The sequence below is a fragment of the Mesorhizobium sp. PAMC28654 genome (assembly GCF_020616515.1).
Taxonomy (GTDB): Bacteria; Pseudomonadota; Alphaproteobacteria; order Rhizobiales; family Rhizobiaceae; genus Mesorhizobium.
In genome coordinates this window covers 159313-177368 of the sequence record NZ_CP085135.1, presented here as the reverse complement: position 1 = coordinate 177368, position 18056 = coordinate 159313, and the positions used below count along the sequence as shown (strand labels likewise).

Here is an 18056-nt window from a genome sequence, read left to right as displayed (position 1 = left end):
GTCCGGGATGTACCACCAATACGTGTTCAAGCAAGCCACCGGCGGGGTCAGGCCAGGCGCAGCGCTGTTGTTTTCGGTACCATTGGGATATTCCTGCAACATTTCGGACATCGGCAGACCCGGAACGATACAGCGACGCCGATGAGCGTCTGAGCTCCTGGCAGAGCCCAAGTCGCTGGCTGTCTTGGTTCGCAATGAGGATCGACGTATTGCCCAAACCGGCTATCAAATCAAAACGCCGCGAAGACCCCTCTTCGCGGCGTTTTGCATCCCCCGGCTAAGCCCGTCGTCCCCCGGCAAATGTTGGAATGAAGTTTGGCCGATACGTGCGCGCTAAAGCAAGCATCAACAGCTTTAAACCAGACGTGGCGGCCTTGTTTTCGGTACCATTGCGCTATTCCTGCAACATTTCGACCCTCGATACAACCGAAAGGGCACAGCAACAGTGCCCGCAGCCCCGATTGGGGCGGCAGTTTTTGACCATCTTAGTTTGTGATGAGGATCCGCGTATTGCCGAAGCCAGCTTCCCGCACCATCGAATAGAAGGTTGCGGCATTGGCCGTCTGCAGCCGCACGCAGCCATGCGATGCCGGACGCCCCAGTTGCCTGACCGCGCCGGTGCCGTGGATGGCGTAGCCGCCGTGGAAAAACACGGAGTAAGGCATCGGCGACATCTCGTATTTGCGCGAGTACCACATCCGCTCCGTCCGTTGCGGCCTATAGGCGCCGCGCGGCGTAAAATACCCCTTGCGGGCGGTGGATACGTTCCAGCGGTAAAGCACTTCGCCGTACTGGCTCACAGTCATCGTCTGCGACGACACATCGATGTTTGCAACCAGGCTGGCGGCCCAGCTTTGAACTGACGAGCCGAACAGCATCGCGACAAGCATTGCCGCCATGAGAACTGTCTTCTTCATGCGATCAAACCCCTTTGATTGCCCCTGCCTGCATGTTTTCACGTCGTTTTTCATTTTTTAAGAGGCAGATACGTGAAATAGCACACAGTTCTTGACGAATTGGGCAATCCAAAGCGGCGAATTTGAACGATTTTCCCGCGATAGTTGCCGCAACGACACGCCGCACGGACGTTGTCAGGAGCGGACTTGCCAAACCAGGGCGATCGCTGCTCAATTCTCCAAATGAACCAACGACTCCTCAAGGCGGTGGACGACCGGGTCGATGACCTCGTCGCACTGACCGCCGACCTGATCCGCTTTCCAACCATCAATCCGCCCGGCGAAGCCTATCGCCCATGTGCGGAATACATCGGCGCGCGCCTGAGGAAGCAGGGTTTCGAGACCGAATTCGTCCGCGCTGAGGGTACGCCGGGCGATACCGACCGCTACCCGCGCGTCAATGTCGTCGCCCGCTTCGACGGCCGGTCACCTGGCGCCTGCGTGCATTTCAATTCGCATATCGACGTGGTCGAAGCCGGCGACGGCTGGACCGTCGATCCTTTTGCCGGCGTCGTGAAGGACGGCAGGGTCTATGGCCGTGGCGCATGCGACATGAAGGGGGGCCTTGCCGCCTCGATCATTGCCGCCGAGGCCTTCATGGAGGTCTTTCCCGACTTTCCCGGCGCCATCGAGATTTCAGGCACGGTCGACGAGGAGTCCGGCGGCTTCGGCGGCGTCGCCCATCTGGCCAAGCTCGGCTATTTCTCAAGCCCCAAGGTCGACCACGTCATCATTCCCGAACCGCTGAACAAGGACCGTATCTGCCTTGGCCATCGCGGCGTGTGGTGGGCGGAGATCGAAACCAAGGGCGAAATCGCGCATGGCTCGATGCCATTCCTCGGCGACAATGCGGTGCGCCACATGGGCGCTGTGCTGCAGGCCTTCGAGGATGAGTTGTTCCCGGCACTCGACCGCAAGATCACGCGCATGCCTGTCGTGCCCGAAGGCGCCAGGCGTTCGACCATGAATATCAACTCCATCCATGGCGGCCAGACCGAGGATTTCCGGCCAGGCCTGCCCTCGCCCAACGTGCCCGATGCCTGCCGATTGACCATCGACCGCCGCTTTCTGCTCGAGGAAGACCTCGGCACCGTCAAGAAAGAGGTGACTGACATCCTCGACCGGCTGAAGCGCGAGCGGAAGAAGTTCGACTACAAGATCCGCGACATAATGGAAGTGCTGCCGCTGATGACGGAGCGCGATGCCCCGGTGGTGAAGGCAGTGGCCAAGGGCATCATGGAGATATTCGACCGCGAGCCCGATTATGTGATTTCACCGGGCACATACGACCAGAAACACATCGCCCGCATCGGCCATATCTATGACTGCATCGCCTATGGTCCGGGCATCCTCGATCTCGCCCACAGGCCCGACGAATGGGTGGGCATCAACGACATGGTGCAATCGGCGAAGGTGATGGCGATCGGGCTCAACGTGCTGCTGCGGGGCAAGATCGCCGGATGATCAGGACCGCGCTCAAGCAGCGGCGGAAAAAACATTCCTCCTTGCGATGCCGGACAGCACGAAACGCGATTTACTCCGCTGAAAAATCACGCTTCTATCCGCCGGTTCGAGCCTATGGGGAGTTGCACGATGAAATTGTGGAAGATCATTCTGGCCGCCGCCGCCCTGTCACTGGCCGCCGGAACCTCGGCATTCGCCGCGCGAACCGACCTGGTCATCGGTATTCCACTTGAACCTCCGCATCTCGACCCGACCGCGGGCGCCGCCGCGGCGATCAAGGAGGTTCTCTATGCCAATGTGTTCGAGGGCCTGACCCGCATTGGTCCCAACAGCGAAGTGCTGCCGGACCTGGCGGAAAGCTGGACCATTTCCGACGACGGCAAGGTCTACACCTTCAAGCTGCACACGGGCGTGAAATTTCATGACGGCGCCGATTTCAGCGCCAACGACGTGAAATTCTCGCTCGACCGCGCCCGCGCCGACAATTCGGTCAACGCGCAAAAGGGCCTGTTCGCCGCCATCGACACCGTCGAGGTGGTTGATCCCGCGACGGTGAAAGTCACGCTGAAGCACCCGCAGGGCTCCTTCCTCTACAATATGGGCTGGGGCGACGCGGTGATGGTATCGCCCGGATCGGCGGACACCAACAAGGAGAAACCGATCGGCACCGGCCCGTTCAAGTTCCAGAACTGGGTCAAGGGATCGTCGATCACGCTGGTGAAGTCCGACCATTACTGGGGCACCCCGGTGTTTCTGGACAAGGTCGAGTTCCGCATCGTTCCCGATGCCGCCGCCTACGTGCCGGCGCTGCTGTCCGGCGACATCCAGGCCTTCCCCTTCTTCGACCCCGACAGCGTCGCGCAGATCAAGGACGATCCGCGCTTCAAGGTGGTCGTCGGTGCGACCGAAGGCGAAACCATCCTGTCGATGAACAACAAGAAGCCGCCATTCGACAAGCTGCAGGTCCGGCAGGCGATTTCCTACGCGCTCGATCGCAAGGCGATCATCGACGGCGCCTCGGCCGGCCTTGGCCTGCCGATCGGCTCACACATGTCGCCGACCAACAAATACTATGTCGACCTCACTGGCCGCTATCCACACGATATCGCCAAGGCCAAGGAACTGTTGAAGGAAGCAGGACTGGAAAATGGCTTCACGGCGACGCTGAAATTGCCACCACCTTCCTATGCGCGGCTTGGCGGCGAAATCATCGCGTCGGAGCTTCGTGATGTCGGCATCAACCTGGAGATCATCCCGGTCGAATGGGCGCAGTGGCTGGACCAGGTGTTCACCAAGAAGGACTACGACCTGACCATCGTCTCGCACACCGAGCCCAACGACATCGATATCTATTCGCGCAAGGACTACTACTTCAGCTACGAGAACCCGACGTTCAACAAGGTCATCGCCGATCTGGAGCTCACCTCCGACGAAGCCAAGCGTAAGGAACTTTACGCGCAGGCGCAGAAAATCCTGGCCGACGACGCCGTGGTCGGCTTCCTGTTCGAACTGCCGAAGGTCGGTGTCTGGGACGCCAAGCTGCAGGGCCTTTGGGAAAACGCGCCGATCCAGGCCAATGATCTGACCAAGGTGAAGTGGGCGGATTGAGGCAGTTGGCCAACAGGCGACGCTTGCGCTCCGTCGCGCCCCCCTCTGCCCTGCCGGGCATCTCCCCCTCAAAGGGGGAGATTGCGCCGTCGCCACTAGTTTCGCAAATCATCAACGATGCATTTGTTTCGCCAACGCTGAAACTGCCGATCTCCCCCCTTGAGGGGGAGATGTCCGGCAGGACAGAGGGGGGCCGTGCAGAACGATACCGTCGCCCGATCTCTGCAACAGGCAACGCAGCGGTCACCCAACATCCATGACCGCCTACCTCCTAAAGCGCCTTGTCATCGCCGCGCTCACCCTGGTGCTGGCCTCCATGGTCGTCTTCGCCGTGCTGGAGATCCTGCCCGGCGATCCGGCGCGGCTGATGCTGGGCATGAATGCCAGCGCCGACCAGGTCGAACTGCTACGCGACCAGATGGGCCTCAACGCGCCCCTTATCCAGCGCTACCTGCACTGGGCCGGTGGTTTGCTGAGCCTGGATTTCGGCCGTTCCTATACCTATTCGGTGCCCGTCATCGATCTTGTACGCGAACGACTCGTCGTCTCGCTGCCGCTGGCGTTGATCGCCCTGGCGCTCTCCACCGTCATCGCCATTCCCGTCGGCCTGTTTTCCGCCGGCCGGCGCGGGCGGATCGGCGACACGATAACCATGGGCGCCGCGCAGCTTGGCGTTGCCGTGCCGAACTTCTGGTTCGCGCTGATGCTGATCTATCTTTTCGCTGTCTGGCTGCGGCTGGTGCCGGCGGGCGGCTTTCCCGGCTGGAGCGCCGGGGCATGGCCCGCGCTGAAAGCCCTGCTCCTGCCGGCGATCGCCCTTGCCCTGCCGCAAGCCGCGATCCTTGCCCGGGTGACCCGTTCGGCACTGATCGAGGTGCTGAACGAGGATTATATCCGCACCGCCCGCGCCAAGGGCCTGCCCTACCGCGCCGTCCTGTGGCGCCACGCGCTGCGCAACGCCATGATCCCCGTCCTGACCATCCTTGGCCTGCAGTTCGCCTTCCTGCTTGCCGGCACCATCATCATCGAAAATGTCTTCTACCTGCCTGGGCTCGGCCGGCTGGTGTTCCAGGCGATCACCCAGCGCGACCTGATCGTGGTCGAAAGCGTCGTCATGCTGCTGGTCGCCGCGGTCATCGCCGTCAACCTGCTCGTCGACCTTTCCTATGCGGTCGTTGATCCGCGACTGAGAAGCCGGCAATGACGCTGCATATCGACATCCCCGAGGAGACGTTCCGCGGTATCCTGGCAAAGGCGTTCGGGAATACCGCATTCGTTGCCGGCTTCGGCATCACCCTGCTGATCCTGGCCATGGCTGTAGTCTCTTATGCCTGGACGCCCTACGACATCACCAGGCTGATTATCGCCGACAAGACGCAAGGTCCCTCGCTCACCCACTGGTTCGGCACCGACCATTTCGGCCGTGACATCCTGTCGATGATCATGGTCGGCGCCCGCAACTCGATCGCCGTGGCGCTGGTCGCGGTCGGTATCGGCATGGGCATCGGCGTGCCGCTCGGCGCCTTTGCCGCCGCGCGCGGCGGTCTGGTCGACGAAGCGCTGATGCGGATCAACGATCTCGTCTTCGCCTTCCCTGCCCTGCTTTCGGCCATCATGATCACCGCCATCTTCGGGCCGGGCGCGGTCAACGCCATCATTGCCATCGGCATCTTCAACATACCGGTGTTCGCGCGAGTCGCCCGCGCGGGCGCGCTGGCGATCTGGCCGCGCGAGTTCATCCTCGCGGCGCGCGCCGCCGGCAAGAGCAGGACGCTCATCACCATCGAGCACGTGCTGCCCAACATCGCCACATTGCTGCTCGTGCAAGGCACCATCCAGTTCGCGCTGGGCATTCTCGCCGAGGCCGGACTGTCCTATGTGGGGCTCGGCGCACAGCCGCCGATGCCGAGTTGGGGCCGCATGCTGTTCGACGCGCAGACACGCATGGTGATGGCGCCGTGGATGGCGATCTTTCCGGGCATGGCGATCGTCATCACCGTGCTCGGCCTGAACCTGCTTGGCGACGGCATCGCTGACATCATCGACCCGAAATCGCGGCGGCGGCGATGAGCCTGCTCGAAATCCAGGACCTCACGCTGGCCATCGGCGACACGCCAATCCTGAAGGGGATCGAACTTTCCGTCGCGCCCGGCGAAGTGATGGGGCTGGTTGGCGAATCCGGCTCGGGCAAGTCGATGACCGCGCTGACGCTGATGCGGCTTCTGCCCTATGCCGCGCGCGCTAGCGGGCGCGTTATATTCGACGGCATCGACATCCTGGCGGCGACCGAAGACCAGATGTGCGCGCTACGCGGCCACGATATCGGCATGATCTTCCAGGAGCCGATGACGGCGCTCAATCCGGTCAAGACCATCGGCGAGCAGGTTGCCGAAGGCATACGCTGGCACACGAAGGCAAGCCGCGCCAACGCCGAGGACCACGCGCGAAAAATGCTCGACCGCGTGGCTTGCCCGAAGCGCAATTCCCGCTGTCGCGCTATCCGCACGAATTGTCCGGCGGCCAGCGCCAGCGCGTCGTCATCGCCATTGCCTGCGCGTTGAAACCGAAGCTGCTGATCGCGGACGAACCAACCACGGCGCTCGACGTGGTGCTGCAGGCGCAGATCCTCGACCTTCTGCGCGACCTTGTCACCGAAAACCATATGGGTTTGCTGCTGATCTCTCATGACCTCGCGGTCGTGACGGAAATGGCGGATCGCATCATCATCCTGCGTCGCGGCGAAGTGATGGAGGCCGGCGAGACGGCGCGTACCCTGTCGGAACAGCTCCATCCCTACACGCGCCAGTTGGCGCAGGCCTCGATGCATGTGCCGGCGCGCGCCCGGCCACACAATGCCGGATCGACCACGCCTCTGCTTGAGGTCGAAGGCGTGACGCGGGATTATCCTGGCCGGCGCACGTCGCTGCTCAGGCGCGCGGCGCCGATCCACGCCGTCGACGATGTTTCCCTGTCGATAGCGCCGGGCCAGTCGGTTGCGCTGGTCGGGCGCTCCGGTTGCGGCAAGTCAACGCTTGCCCGCATGATACTGGCGCTGGACCGGCCGACGTCAGGAACGATCCGCTTCAAGGGCCAGGCCATCACCGACAAGAGCGAGGCAGAGCTCAAGCCTGCCCGGCGCGACATGCAGGTGGTGTTCCAGGACCCCTACGGCTCCTTCGACCCACGCCAGAAGGTGGCGAAACTGGTTGCCGAACCGCTGCATGTCCTGGACAAGAAACCGACGAACGCCGAACGCCGCGAGATGGTGGCGCACGCGCTGCATGAGGTCGGCCTCGACATCAGGGACATGGACAAGTATCCGCACGAATTTTCCGGCGGCCAGCGCCAGCGCCTGTCGATCGCCCGCGCTATCATCACGCGCCCGAAACTGGTCGTCGCCGACGAGCCGGTATCCGCACTCGACGTCTCGATCCGCGCCCAGATCCTCGACCTGTTCGCCGAACTCAACCAGAAGCTCGGCGTCGCCTATCTGTTCATCACCCACGACCTGACGGTCGCCCGCGCCATCACCGATGAGGTGCTGGTGATGCACGACGGCAAGATCGTCGAGCGCGGCAAGACGAACGACGTGCTCGACCATCCGCGGTCAGACGCAGCCAAGGCGCTGGTCGCCGCCGCCCCTGATTTGCGCCGGGCGATTGCGCGCCGAATGCAGGAACAGGGGTGAGCCGCCGGCAAGCGGGCGGTTCGTTCTTATTCGTTAGGCTTAACCACATCGACCGGGTTGATCCCGAGCAGGTCAAGCGTGCGACGCAGGAGACGCACCTCGCTTTCGGCAAGCTGCGAATCCGCCTTGGCGATTTCCACCATGTGACGGGCGAGCAACTTGCGCCGCTCGATATCGAGCTCGCGAAACAGCGCGATGGCCTGCGAGCCATTGGTCTCGTAGCCGAAGTCGTTGAGATATTCGATGACGGCGTCGATGCTGGATTCGGGAATGTCGAAGGCGTCCTTGCAGATACGCCTGAATACAGCCATTTCGCTTTCGCTCACCAAACCATCGGCAAGGATCATGCGGAACAGCATCAGCAATTCCGCTGACAGCACCGGATCGTCAGCCACCTTGCGCACGCCGGGGTCGCCGTCGAAGATCGAGCGTATCTGGTCCAGCAATCCGGCAGCCATAAAGATCCCTTTCCGATTCGCCCCAATAGGTAGCGCGGAATCGGCCTTGCGCAAACGGGGTCGGCGTGGTCGAACGCCTCCTGCCCTGAATCTCCGAACGCTCCCATCGATCCAATGTTCGATCTCGCCACCCAGACCGTCGTCATGCTCGCCTTCGCGGCCTTTGCCGCCGGTTTTGTCGATTCGATCGCCGGTGGCGGCGGACTGATCACCGTCCCGGCGCTTCTGCTCGCCGGCTTCACCCCAGTCCAGGCGCTGGCCACCAACAAGCTGCAGGGCATGTTCGGCTCCGGCTCGGCGACAATCCACTATGCCTCGAAGGGCCATGTCGACCTGCGCCGCCAACTTCCCTCGGCGCTGCTGGCCCTCATAGGAAGCGCGATCGGAGCCTTGCTGGCAACGATCGTGCCCGGCGATCTCCTCCGGGCCCTCCTTCCCATCGTCCTGATCGCCATCGCCATCTATTTCGCCTTCAAGCCCAACATGGACGACGTCGACCGCGCCGAGCGGCTCTCGCCATTCCTGTTCGGGCTGACCATCGTGCCGGCGGTCGGTTTCTACGACGGCCTGTTCGGTCCGGGGGCCGGCTCCTTCTATATGCTCGCATTCGTTGCGCTGGCCGGCTATGGCGTGCTCAAGGCGACGGCGCACACCAAGCTGCTCAATTTCGCCTCCAACATCGGCGGCTTCGTCGTCTTCGCGGCCTTTGGCGTTGTCTACTGGAAGATCGGCCTGATGATGGGCATCGCCCAGTTCCTTGGCGCGCGTCTCGGCGCAAGCCTTGCCATGCGCATTGGCGCCCGGCTGATCAAGCCGCTTCTGGTGATCGTCTGCCTGGCACTGGCGGTGAAGCTTCTCGCCGATCCGACCAACCCATTGCGCGCTCTGATTGCTGGCGTGTGAGTGCGCCCCTGATAGAATATGGGCGTACGAATCATGTCGGTCGGCGGTCTGACATGAGCTGATGGGGATCAGTTTCAATCCATGGCATTGTGCCGGCGCTTCAACGCCGAGCACTCCAATCTCAGGCAACTCGGAGCGCCCGGCCAAAAGCCGGGCGCTTTTGATTCCGGCCGAGGGTCTGCTAGATTCCCGCCTATGCCAAGCGAACTTCAATGCCAGAAAGAACAGGATCGGTCCGTTGCCGGCCGCTTCGAGATGCTGCGGCGGATTCCCGACTCGAGGCTTGCGGGCATTGTTACCGACATCTGCTTCTATCGCGAAACCGCCCCCGGCCATTTCCGCAATATCGAATACGCATCGCTGACCGTGCCGCTGGTGATCAGCTTTGCAGAGCCCTTCGCTATCGGACTCGGCAAGAAACCCGGCGACAATGACCGTTTCGCCAGTTTTGCCGCCGGCCTCTATGCCGGACCGGTGGTGATCGAATCCTTCGGCGGCGCCTGCTGCGTCCAGGTCAATTTCACGCCGCTCGGCGCACGCCGTTTCTTCAGCCGGCCAATGAGCGAGCTGACCGGCAGTATGGTTGTTCTGGATGACGTACTCGGCGCTGAAGGGACGGCGCTGCGCGAAAGGCTTGGCAATACGCCGGACTGGACGTCGCGTTTCGATCTGGCCGAAGCCTTCGTCGCCGCTCGGCTAGCCAAAGCCAGGGAAATGCCGATCGAAATTGCCTGGGCCTATGACAGCATCGTCGCGTCTGGTGGCCGCACGCGTATTTCATCGCTCGCCGACAGTCTGGGCTGGAGCCGCAAACATCTCGCCGTCAGCTTTTCCAATGCGGTCGGCGTCGGCCCCAAGACACTGTCGCGCATCGTCCGCTTCAACCGGGCGCTCGGCCTGTCGAGACAGCCCGCAAGCGATTGGGCGGATATCGCCGCCGATTGCGGCTATGCCGACCAGGCGCATCTCGTACGCGAATTCCGAGACCTTGCCGGCGAGACGCCGACCGCGCTCTCGGTTCCGGCATAGATCGGCAGGTAACATTTCTTCAAGACGCCGGAACGGCCGTCGCACAGAGTGGGTTATCGACCAACCCATATGAAGGAGGTGACCATGCCCGCAACCACCGAGCCGCCCCGGCTCTACCCTGCCCTGCGCTACCGGAACGCGGCAAAAATGATCGACTGGCTCGGCGAGGCCTTCGGGTTCAGCGTGCGCACCCGTCATGGTGAAGGCGACATCGTTCATCATGCCGAACTGGTCTTCGGCTCTTCGATGATCATGCTGGGCACGGTGCGCGACGACGACTACGGCAAGATGGTCGGCGAGCCCGGTTCAGGCGGCGGCAAGTCGATCTACATTGCCGTCGAGGACGCCGACGTCGCCTATGCCCGCGCAAAGAAGGCCGGCGCCGTGATCATCCAGGAACTGGTCGACCGCGACTATGGCAGCCGCGAATTCATCTGCCGCGACCCGGAAGGCAATGTCTGGTCCTTCGGTACTTACTGGCCGAAGGCAGGCGAAAAGGCCTAACGCGCCAGGCCAAAGATCGCGTCGCAGTCGAGATGAACCTCCAGCTCGTCTGCGACGTCGTCCAGCGCCCGTTCCACTTCGGCGCGGTAGTCGAGGCCGCCGCCCCTGACGCCCAGGCTTTCAAGGAATTTCCCCCGAAAAGCGTCGGCGGAAAACAGCCCGTGCATATAGGTGCCCAGCACCTTGCCGTCAGCGGAAATGGCGCCGTCATCGGCGCCGTTGATGACAGCGGAAGGCCGAAGCGTGTCCGGCCCAGTGGTGCGGCCAAGATGGATTTCGTAGCCTGCCAGCGGCAGGTCGAATTGCACCGAGCGCGCGCTGACATTGCGAACCGTCTTTTCGGGCTCCATCACCGTCTCCACGTCGAGCAGGCCCAGCCCTTCGGCCTCGGTCACATGGCCCTCGATGCCCTGCGGATCGCGCACTATCCGGCCCAGCATCTGGAAGCCGCCGCAGATACCAACGACATGGCCGCCGCGCTTGCGGTGCGCCAGCAAATCGCTGTCCCAGCCGTTCTCGCGGAATTTCAGGAGATCGCCGATCGTCGACTTGGAGCCGGGAATAACCACCAGTCCGGCATCCGCGGGCAGCGGCTTTCCGGGCGGCACGAACACCACCTCGACCTGCGGCTCGGCCTTGAGCGGATCGAGGTCGTCGAAATTGGCGATACGGCCGAGCATCGGTACGGCCACCTTCAGCGCCCGTTTCTCGCCGGAAACCAACCTTTCCAGCACCACGGAATCCTCCGAAGGCAGGCGCGCGGCGGCCTTCAGCCATGGTACGACGCCAAAACAGCGCCAGCCGGTGAAACGTTCAATGGACTTGATGCCGTCATCGAACAGCGAAACGTCGCCCCGGAACTTGTTGATGAGGTAGCCGACGATCATGCGCCGGTCCTCTTCGGGCAGGATCAGATGCGTGCCGGCGACCGAGGCAATGACGCCGCCGCGATCGATGTCGCCGACCAGCACCACCGGCACATTGGCGCGCGTCGCAAAACCCATATTGGCGATGTCACGGCTGCGCAGGTTGATTTCCGCCGGCGAGCCGGCGCCCTCGACGATGACCAGGTCGGCGCCCTCGCCAACCTTCGCCCAGGAGTCCAGCACGGCATCCATCAGCCGGCCCTTCAGCGCCTGATAGTCGCGCGCCCGCGCCTCGCCAAAGACCTTGCCCTGCACGATGACCTGCGCGCCGACATCGGTCTGCGGCTTGAGCAGCACCGGGTTCATGTGGACGCTCGGCGCGACGCCGCAGGCGATCGCTTGCAGCCATTGCGCCCGGCCGATCTCGCCGCCGCCATGGTTGTTGTCGCCGGGAATGTCGGCGACGGCGGCATTGTTCGACATGTTCTGCGGCTTGAACGGCCGCACCTTCAGCCCGCGCTTTTTCGCGGCACGGCACAGGCCCGCAACCAGCACCGTCTTGCCGACATCCGAACCGGTGCCCTGCAGCATGATGGCCTTGGCCATTATGCCCTGCCCTGCGCGACGGTTCCGGTGATCGTCGATTTCGCCGCCAGCGGCCCGCCGCGCCAGATGTACAGGGCCAACAGCGGTTCCCTCCCGGTGCGCATGGCGTGGTTGACGTTCGAGGCATGATGGATCACCTCGCCTGCTCCGCGAACGTGGAAGCCGCCTTCGCCCATGCGCCACTCAGTGCCACCGGTCAGCGGAATGTAGATCTCCTCGGCGACGTGATGATGGTCGGGATAGACAATGTCCGGCCCAAGGATCAGCAGACCGGCCGCGACCGCGTCATTGGCAAAGTGGCCACGCATGCCCAGCACCTCCAGCCAGCCGTAATTGTCGATGAACGCCTTGCCGAAATCCGCCTCGCTGTAGGTCTGGCCCCAGCGGAGATCGTTGCGCTGGTCCGCCACAAGTCGCACCAGCGGCTTCGCGTCCGGCGGCGCCAATTCGACAGCGCGATCAAGATGGCCGACGCAGGCAAGCGGGTGCGGATCGAGCGATCGAGCCGGCATATCCCAAGCGATTCGCGCCACGGCATCACGCACCAGCGCGCTGTCGACACCAGCGAGATAGCCATGGAACGTCTCGAGCAGTTTGTTGAAATTTGTCGTCATGGTCTCTTTCGGGCATCCATCCGCGCACAGCCGCTCCGCGGAAGGTCGGGTTGCGCGGCGGCATCATTGGTCTAGATTGGTGCCCGCGCAAAGCCAAAAACGACAGCAGATATCAGGGAGCACGCCATGGACGCCGCGGTCGATGCGAGCACCATCCAGTTCGAACTCAACGAGGAACAGCGCGCCATACAGGAAATGGCCGAAGCCTTCGCCGCCGACCGTGTCGCGCCGAACGCGCTCGACTGGGACCGCAGGAAACACTTTCCTGCCGATGTGATCCGCGAAACCGGACCGCTCGGCCTCGGCGGCATTTATGTCCGCGATGATGTCGGCGGCTCAGCGCTCGGGCGGCTCGACGCCGTGCTCATCTTCGAGGCTCTTTCCCGCGCCGACCCGGCCTTTTCGTCCTTCATCTCGATCCACAACATGGTGGCATCGATGATCGATCGCTTCGGCAATGAGGAGCAGCGCCAGCGCTTCCTTCCGAAGCTGACCTCGATGGAATGGCTGGCCAGCTATTGCCTGACCGAGCCGGGCTCCGGTTCCGACGCCGCCGCGTTGAAGACGCGGGCGGTGAAGAGCGGCGGCGACTATGTGCTGAATGGCACCAAGCAGTTCATCTCCGGTGCCGGCGACAGCGACGTCTACGCTGTCATGGTGCGCACCGGCGCCGAGGGCCCGAAGGGCATTTCCACGGTCGTGGTTCCCAAGGACGCGCCGGGCCTTTCCTTCGGCGCCAACGAACACAAGATGGGCTGGCACATGCAGTCGACCCGCCAGGTCATCTTCGAGGACTGCAAGGTACCCGCGGAAAACCTGCTGTCGACCGAAGGCGCTGGCTTCGGCATCGCCATGGCGGGGTTGGATGGCGGCCGGCTTAACATCGCGGCCTGCTCTCTTGGCGGCGCGCAATCAGCACTAGACAAGGCGCTGTCTTATACTGCCGAGCGCAAGGCATTCGGCTCGAAGATCAACCAGTTCCAGGCCCTGCAGTTCAGGCTAGCCGACATGGAGACGGAACTGCAGGCGGCGCGTATTTTCCTCTATGCCGCCGCCTCGAAGCTCGACCGCAAGGCGCCCGACGCCGGCAAATGGTCGGCGATGGCCAAGCGCTTCGTCACCGACACTGGTTTCAACGTTGCCAACGACGCATTGCAGCTGCTTGGCGGCTACGGCTACCTGCACGACTACGGCATCGAGAAACTGGTGCGGGACCTGCGCGTCCACCAGATTCTCGAAGGCACCAACGAGATCATGCGCGTCATCATCGCACGCGCCCTGATCGGCCGTTGAAATCACCAGATTCCGGGAGAGAGACAATGACCACGATCGCCTTCATCGGCCTCGGCAATATGGGCAATCCGATGGCCGCCAACCTCGTCAAGGCAGGGCATACGGTGCACGGCTTCGACCTGATGCCTGAGAATTTGACTGTCGCGCGCGACCATGGCGTCGTCGTCATGGCCAACGCGGCTGCCGCGGTGAAGGACGCCGATGTCGTCATCACCATGCTGCCCGCCGGCAAGCATGTGCTGTCGGTCTACGAAGATATCGCACCCAAAGCGAAAAAAGGCGCGCTGTTCATCGACTCGTCGACCATCGATGTCGAATCGGCACGCAAGGCGCATGCCGTCGCCAGCAAGCATGGTTTGCTGTCGATCGACGCGCCGGTTTCGGGCGGCACCGGCGGCGCCACCGCCGGCTCGCTGACCTTCATGGCTGGTGGGTCGAAGGATGCTTTCGCCAGGGCCGAGCCGATTCTCAAGTCGATGGCCGGCCGCATCGTGCATTGCGGCGAGGATGGCGCCGGACAGGCGGCCAAGATCTGCAACAACATGATCCTCGGCATTTCAATGATTGGCGTCGCCGAAGCCTTCGTGCTGGCGGAAAAGCTCGGCCTCTCGCATCAGGCGCTGTTCGATGTCGCCTCGACCTCCTCCGGCCAATGCTGGTCGCTGACCACCTATTGCCCGGTGCCCGGCCCGGTGCCGACCTCGCCCGCCAACAAGGATTACAGACCGGGCTTTGCCGCGGCCCTGATGCTGAAGGATCTGAAGCTGGCGCAGGAGGCTGCGCAAGGCGCGGGCGCGGTGACGCCGCTTGGCGCCGAGGCGGCGCAACTCTATGCGCTGTTCAATGCCCAGGGACATGGCGGCGCCGATTTCTCCGGCATAATTAATTTTCTGCGCGGCAACCCAGCGTAACCAACGGATTTGACGGACTTTTCCCGAACTGGTCAGGTAGAAAAACCGCAAATTTAGGTTTGCTTAAGCTCTCGATAACCCCCCGGTAACGATGTCCCTATAAAACGGATGGCGAGGCGGACATATCGCATCCGCCCGGCGCTCCGGATCAGGTCTCGCGTACCGGAGCCCGTAAGTTTCGCCAAGTGTTCGAGTAGCGAAGCGCCAAGCGTATCTGGCAAAGCCGCGTTCCCGCTGGAGCGCGGTTTTTGCGTTTGCGCCACCTATATTGCCGTTCCCCGCCTATATCCCGATTGCCGCGTTCGGGATCGGGACGTGATCTTCATTGACCAGCACGATGGGCGTATCGACCCCCTCGACCCATACAACCAGCAACCGCATGCTCCATGCGCCGGCGGTTCTGACGGCGTGAGAATACGCGGTGCCCTTTCCCTTGGCACCGTGGAGCGGAATGCTCAGCTTGGCATCGCCGGCGCCATTCGCGTCGACATTGACGCTACCGCCGATCCAGTAGTTGTCGGCGACGTCGTCACCGATCTCCGCCTTCACGTTGGCATTGGCGCGCACGGTGTCCATTGTCATGCGATAGGCGTCATTGCCTTTGAGAACGTAGGGAATGCTGCTGATGGAAGCGGCAAGCCCGCCGATGGCAACGACCCAGACGACCAGTCCTGCAATGCCCCAGTTGCGCTGCGTCTTGCGGAACTGCTCGGCATCGCGCCATGTGCGATTCTGCCAGGCCCAGCGGCTGCCGCGCGCGCCCAGTACGATGATCATGACGATGTTGACGACAGGGATCAACGCCAGCAGCGCGATGAAGGTGCTGTTGCCGATACCCCAGATCCAGTTGAGGAAGAAAGCACCCCAGTTCCAGCGGTCAAGCTCGGCCGGAATTTCGGCCGGTTCGTTAAGTGGTTGTCCGGCCATGATGTCCCCCTGATGCATATCGCCGAAAAGCGCATAGCGACGCACTTTGGGCAAATGTCTCTTGGCGGGTTCTAGACGATGACGCTGAAAACCGTAATCGGTTTTCGCTTAGCCGGGTGCCTTGTTCAGGTTTTTGTCGACAGCCGGCGAAAATTCGCTTTCACGGCAACGCTTGCCGGCTTCAGCGCGGCGTTGACGGAGCGCTCCGCCGCGACACCGTTGAACAAAGACGGCGTGCGTCCGGAAAACACCTCCGGCCAGAAGCGAGACGCCGACTGAAGCAGCGACATCTGCGCCGCGAATACGCCTTCGGCCACGGCAACGGTCTTCTCGCTCACCGCGCGGGCGGTTTCCGTGCCCCACGGCTGGCTACTCCCTGCGTCCATGGCCATCAGCGGCATGCGCATCATAGCCACCAGCGGCGCCAGCATCAGGTCACCGCCGATGCTGGCTGCTTCTTGCACGCGTCGGCTCTTGCCGGTCTTTCTCATGGAAACAAACCCCTTGTCGCGGCCCATATGGCTACTGCCTACCACACTACGCGCGGAAGGCGGCATTCGTTCCCTGCCGCGACGAGATGGGCTCCAGGCCGGGCGTCCTCACAAAGAACGCCCGGCGGAGATTGCGGACTTAGCGCTTGCGCAGATCCGCCTGAGCCAGATCCAGCGCCGTGGCGATGCGCTCGCAGGCCATGTCGATCGTGTCGCGCGTCCAGATCAACGGCGGCGACAGGATCATCGTGTCGCCGGTGGCACGCAGCATCATGCCCTGCGTGATCGCATGATCGCGCACGACAACGGCCGCACTGCCCGACGGCAGGAAACGCTCCTTGGTCGCCTTGTCCTTGACGATCTCGATCGCCCCCATCAGCCCGATCGAACGGACTTCGCCGACCAGATCGTGCCCGGCGATGCGCTCCTGCAAGGCCTCGGCGAAATACGGCCCGGTGTCGGTCCTGACGCGGTCGACCAGCCCTTCCCGCTCGATGATCTCGAGGTTCTTCAGCGCAACGGCGCAGGCTACCGGGTGGCCCGAGTAGGTGTAGCCGTGATTGAATTCGCCGCCCTTCTCGACCAGCGTCGTCGCGATGCGGTCGCCGACCAGCAGCGCCGACAGCGGCTGGTAGCCGGAGGTCAGCGCCTTGGCCGTGGTGATGGTGTCCGCCTCGATCCCGAAGGTCTGGGCCGCGAACCACTCGCCGGTACGGCCGTAGCCGGTGATGACTTCGTCCAGCATCAGCAGGACGTCATATTTGCGGCAGATGCGCTGCACTTCCGGCCAGTAGCTCAACGGCGGTATCTTCACGCCGCCTGCCCCCATCACCGGCTCGCCGATGAAGGCGGCAACCTTGTCGGCGCCGGCTTCGAGGATCGCGTCCTCGACGGCCTTTGCCGCGCGCAGGCCGAAATCATGATCGCTCTCGCCAGGCAGCGCCAACTCATAGGCGTAAGGCATCATCACATGAACGATGTTGGGAACCTCGCCGCCAAGCTGCTTGTGCATGGAGTCCATGCCGCCGAGTGAGGTGCCGGCAACCGTCGAGCCGTGATAGCCCATCTTGCGCGAGATGATGCGGTTCTTTTCCGGCTTGCCTTCCAGCGCCCAGTAGTGGCGCACGAGACGCAGCGCCGTGTCGTTGGCCTCCGAGCCCGAGGAGCCATAAAACACTTGGTTGATGTTCTTCGGCGCGATCTCCGCCAGTTTCTTGGACAACAGCACCGGCGTCGGTGTCGAGCATTTGAAGAACGAGTTGTAGTAAGGCAGCTCCTTCATCTGCGCGTAGGCGGCGTCCGCCAACTCATCGCGGCCATAGCCGATGTTGACGCACCACAGGCCGGCCATGCCGTCGAGGATTTCAGCCCCTTCGGAATCGTAGATGAACGGGCCGTTGGCGTGGGTGATGATGCGCGAGCCGGATTCGCGCAGCTCCTTGTGGTCGGTGAACGGGTGGAGATGATGCGCGGCGTCGATCTGCTGAAGCTGCTTCAGCGAATAGTTCTGATAGGTCATGGATTTGATCTTTCCTCTTGGAATCAATCCGGCTGAGCCGGGGCGGATTCGTCAGAGGGCGACGGGAGGCGAATAGCCGATGCGGGCGCATAGCCGCAGAAGCTCGGCGCGCAACGTCCGCGGTGACGGTGTCATCGCGCCCCTAAACGCCCGAGCCCCAAGGAGGCTGGCCAATGTCACGACGGGACCCATGGACGCCACCTTAGAGCAAAGGACGCT

16 protein-coding genes and 1 pseudogene are annotated in these 18056 nt (G+C 62.8%); 10 read left to right on the top strand and 7 right to left on the bottom strand.

Features of this window, described 5'->3' with window-relative positions; genetic code table 11:
• Positions 1–485: 485 nt before the first annotated feature.
• Positions 486–917, bottom strand: coding sequence for a L,D-transpeptidase (locus tag LGH82_RS00845; RefSeq protein WP_227346890.1), 432 nt, complete (start codon positions 915–917; stop codon positions 486–488).
• Between the two features lie 222 nt (positions 918–1139).
• Between LGH82_RS00845 and LGH82_RS00840 the strand changes: the two genes are divergently transcribed.
• From LGH82_RS00840 to LGH82_RS00820, 5 genes and pseudogenes are all read left to right on the top strand, one after another.
• Positions 1140–2420 (top strand): acetylornithine deacetylase/succinyl-diaminopimelate desuccinylase family protein, encoded by a 1281-nt coding sequence (locus LGH82_RS00840; protein ID WP_227346889.1) that lies wholly within the window; start codon positions 1140–1142, stop codon positions 2418–2420.
• Positions 2421–2549: 129 nt separating this feature from the next.
• On the top strand, positions 2550–4028 hold the full coding sequence (locus tag LGH82_RS00835) for an ABC transporter substrate-binding protein (RefSeq protein ID WP_227346888.1): 1479 nt from the start codon (positions 2550–2552) through the stop codon (positions 4026–4028).
• Between the two features lie 256 nt (positions 4029–4284).
• The gene (locus LGH82_RS00830; RefSeq protein WP_227346887.1) at positions 4285–5232 is read left to right on the top strand and encodes an ABC transporter permease; all 948 of its coding nucleotides are present in this window, start codon (positions 4285–4287) and stop codon (positions 5230–5232) included.
• Positions 5229–6098, top strand: a complete 870-nt coding sequence (locus LGH82_RS00825) for an ABC transporter permease (RefSeq protein ID WP_227346886.1) — start codon at positions 5229–5231, stop codon at positions 6096–6098. Before LGH82_RS00830 ends, LGH82_RS00825 begins: the two co-directional genes overlap by 4 nt.
• Positions 6095–7716 (top strand): annotated as a pseudogene (locus LGH82_RS00820) (ABC transporter ATP-binding protein). Before LGH82_RS00825 ends, LGH82_RS00820 begins: the two are co-directional and overlap by 4 nt.
• A gap of 26 nt (positions 7717–7742) precedes the next feature.
• On the opposite strand, the gene LGH82_RS00815 reads toward LGH82_RS00820, so the two are convergent.
• Complete coding sequence (locus tag LGH82_RS00815; RefSeq protein ID WP_227346885.1) at positions 7743–8174, bottom strand: TerB family tellurite resistance protein; 432 nt, start codon at positions 8172–8174, stop codon at positions 7743–7745.
• Between the two features lie 114 nt (positions 8175–8288).
• Between LGH82_RS00815 and LGH82_RS00810 the strand changes: the two genes are divergently transcribed.
• The 3 genes from LGH82_RS00810 to LGH82_RS00800 all read left to right on the top strand — a co-directional run bounded on the left by LGH82_RS00810 (position 8289) and on the right by LGH82_RS00800 (position 10610).
• Positions 8289–9077: a TSUP family transporter gene (locus tag LGH82_RS00810; RefSeq protein WP_227346884.1), complete on the top strand. Its 789-nt coding sequence runs from the start codon at positions 8289–8291 to the stop codon at positions 9075–9077.
• Positions 9078–9272: 195 nt separating this feature from the next.
• Positions 9273–10106, top strand: coding sequence for a helix-turn-helix domain-containing protein (locus LGH82_RS00805; protein WP_227346883.1), 834 nt, complete (start codon positions 9273–9275; stop codon positions 10104–10106).
• A gap of 84 nt (positions 10107–10190) precedes the next feature.
• Positions 10191–10610: a VOC family protein gene (locus tag LGH82_RS00800; protein ID WP_227346882.1), complete on the top strand. Its 420-nt coding sequence runs from the start codon at positions 10191–10193 to the stop codon at positions 10608–10610.
• Here the strand turns inward: LGH82_RS00800 and LGH82_RS00795 are convergent.
• Positions 10607–12082, bottom strand: a complete 1476-nt coding sequence (locus LGH82_RS00795; RefSeq protein WP_227346881.1) for a cobyric acid synthase — start codon at positions 12080–12082, stop codon at positions 10607–10609. The genes LGH82_RS00800 and LGH82_RS00795 overlap by 4 nt on opposite strands.
• The gene (locus LGH82_RS00790; RefSeq protein WP_227346880.1) at positions 12082–12696 is read right to left on the bottom strand and encodes a dimethylsulfonioproprionate lyase family protein; all 615 of its coding nucleotides are present in this window, start codon (positions 12694–12696) and stop codon (positions 12082–12084) included. The genes LGH82_RS00795 and LGH82_RS00790 overlap by 1 nt, the downstream gene beginning before the upstream one ends.
• Positions 12697–12822: 126 nt before the next feature.
• Here LGH82_RS00790 and LGH82_RS00785 point away from each other — a divergent pair, with 126 nt between their 5' ends.
• Positions 12823–13989: an isobutyryl-CoA dehydrogenase gene (locus tag LGH82_RS00785; protein ID WP_227346879.1), complete on the top strand. Its 1167-nt coding sequence runs from the start codon at positions 12823–12825 to the stop codon at positions 13987–13989.
• Positions 13990–14015: 26 nt separating this feature from the next.
• Complete coding sequence (gene mmsB, locus LGH82_RS00780; protein ID WP_227346878.1) at positions 14016–14900, top strand: 3-hydroxyisobutyrate dehydrogenase; 885 nt, start codon at positions 14016–14018, stop codon at positions 14898–14900.
• A gap of 282 nt (positions 14901–15182) precedes the next feature.
• On the opposite strand, the gene LGH82_RS00775 is transcribed toward mmsB, so the two are convergent.
• The 3 genes from LGH82_RS00775 to LGH82_RS00765 form a co-directional block, all read right to left on the bottom strand.
• Positions 15183–15827 (bottom strand): cytochrome c oxidase assembly factor Coa1 family protein, encoded by a 645-nt coding sequence (locus LGH82_RS00775; RefSeq protein ID WP_227346877.1) that lies wholly within the window; start codon positions 15825–15827, stop codon positions 15183–15185.
• A gap of 125 nt (positions 15828–15952) precedes the next feature.
• On the bottom strand, positions 15953–16318 hold the full coding sequence (locus tag LGH82_RS00770; RefSeq protein ID WP_227349444.1) for a hypothetical protein: 366 nt from the start codon (positions 16316–16318) through the stop codon (positions 15953–15955).
• A 139-nt stretch (positions 16319–16457) separates the two neighbouring features.
• Positions 16458–17837 (bottom strand): aspartate aminotransferase family protein, encoded by a 1380-nt coding sequence (locus LGH82_RS00765; protein ID WP_227346876.1) that lies wholly within the window; start codon positions 17835–17837, stop codon positions 16458–16460.
• Positions 17838–18056: the final 219 nt, after the last annotated feature.

Bases quoted from the DNA above. Each gene is read 5' to 3' on its own strand.
- LGH82_RS00800 (WP_227346882.1), top strand. From the start codon at position 10,191: ATGCCCGCAACCACCGAGCCGCCCCGGCTCTACCCTGCCCTGCGCTAC.
- LGH82_RS00795 (WP_227346881.1), bottom strand. From the start codon at position 12,082: ATGGCCAAGGCCATCATGCTGCAGGGCACCGGTTCGGATGTCGGCAAG.
- LGH82_RS00805 (WP_227346883.1), top strand. From the start codon at position 9,273: ATGCCAAGCGAACTTCAATGCCAGAAAGAACAGGATCGGTCCGTTGCC.
- LGH82_RS00830 (WP_227346887.1), top strand. From the start codon at position 4,285: ATGACCGCCTACCTCCTAAAGCGCCTTGTCATCGCCGCGCTCACCCTG.
- LGH82_RS00775 (WP_227346877.1), bottom strand. From the start codon at position 15,827: ATGGCCGGACAACCACTTAACGAACCGGCCGAAATTCCGGCCGAGCTT.
- LGH82_RS00765 (WP_227346876.1), bottom strand. From the start codon at position 17,837: ATGACCTATCAGAACTATTCGCTGAAGCAGCTTCAGCAGATCGACGCC.
- LGH82_RS00825 (WP_227346886.1), top strand. From the start codon at position 5,229: ATGACGCTGCATATCGACATCCCCGAGGAGACGTTCCGCGGTATCCTG.
- LGH82_RS00845 (WP_227346890.1), bottom strand. From the start codon at position 917: ATGAAGAAGACAGTTCTCATGGCGGCAATGCTTGTCGCGATGCTGTTC.
- LGH82_RS00810 (WP_227346884.1), top strand. From the start codon at position 8,289: ATGTTCGATCTCGCCACCCAGACCGTCGTCATGCTCGCCTTCGCGGCC.
- LGH82_RS00840 (WP_227346889.1), top strand. From the start codon at position 1,140: ATGAACCAACGACTCCTCAAGGCGGTGGACGACCGGGTCGATGACCTC.
- LGH82_RS00790 (WP_227346880.1), bottom strand. From the start codon at position 12,696: ATGACGACAAATTTCAACAAACTGCTCGAGACGTTCCATGGCTATCTC.
- LGH82_RS00815 (WP_227346885.1), bottom strand. From the start codon at position 8,174: ATGGCTGCCGGATTGCTGGACCAGATACGCTCGATCTTCGACGGCGAC.
- LGH82_RS00770 (WP_227349444.1), bottom strand. From the start codon at position 16,318: ATGAGAAAGACCGGCAAGAGCCGACGCGTGCAAGAAGCAGCCAGCATC.
- mmsB (WP_227346878.1), top strand. From the start codon at position 14,016: ATGACCACGATCGCCTTCATCGGCCTCGGCAATATGGGCAATCCGATG.
- LGH82_RS00835 (WP_227346888.1), top strand. From the start codon at position 2,550: ATGAAATTGTGGAAGATCATTCTGGCCGCCGCCGCCCTGTCACTGGCC.
- LGH82_RS00785 (WP_227346879.1), top strand. From the start codon at position 12,823: ATGGACGCCGCGGTCGATGCGAGCACCATCCAGTTCGAACTCAACGAG.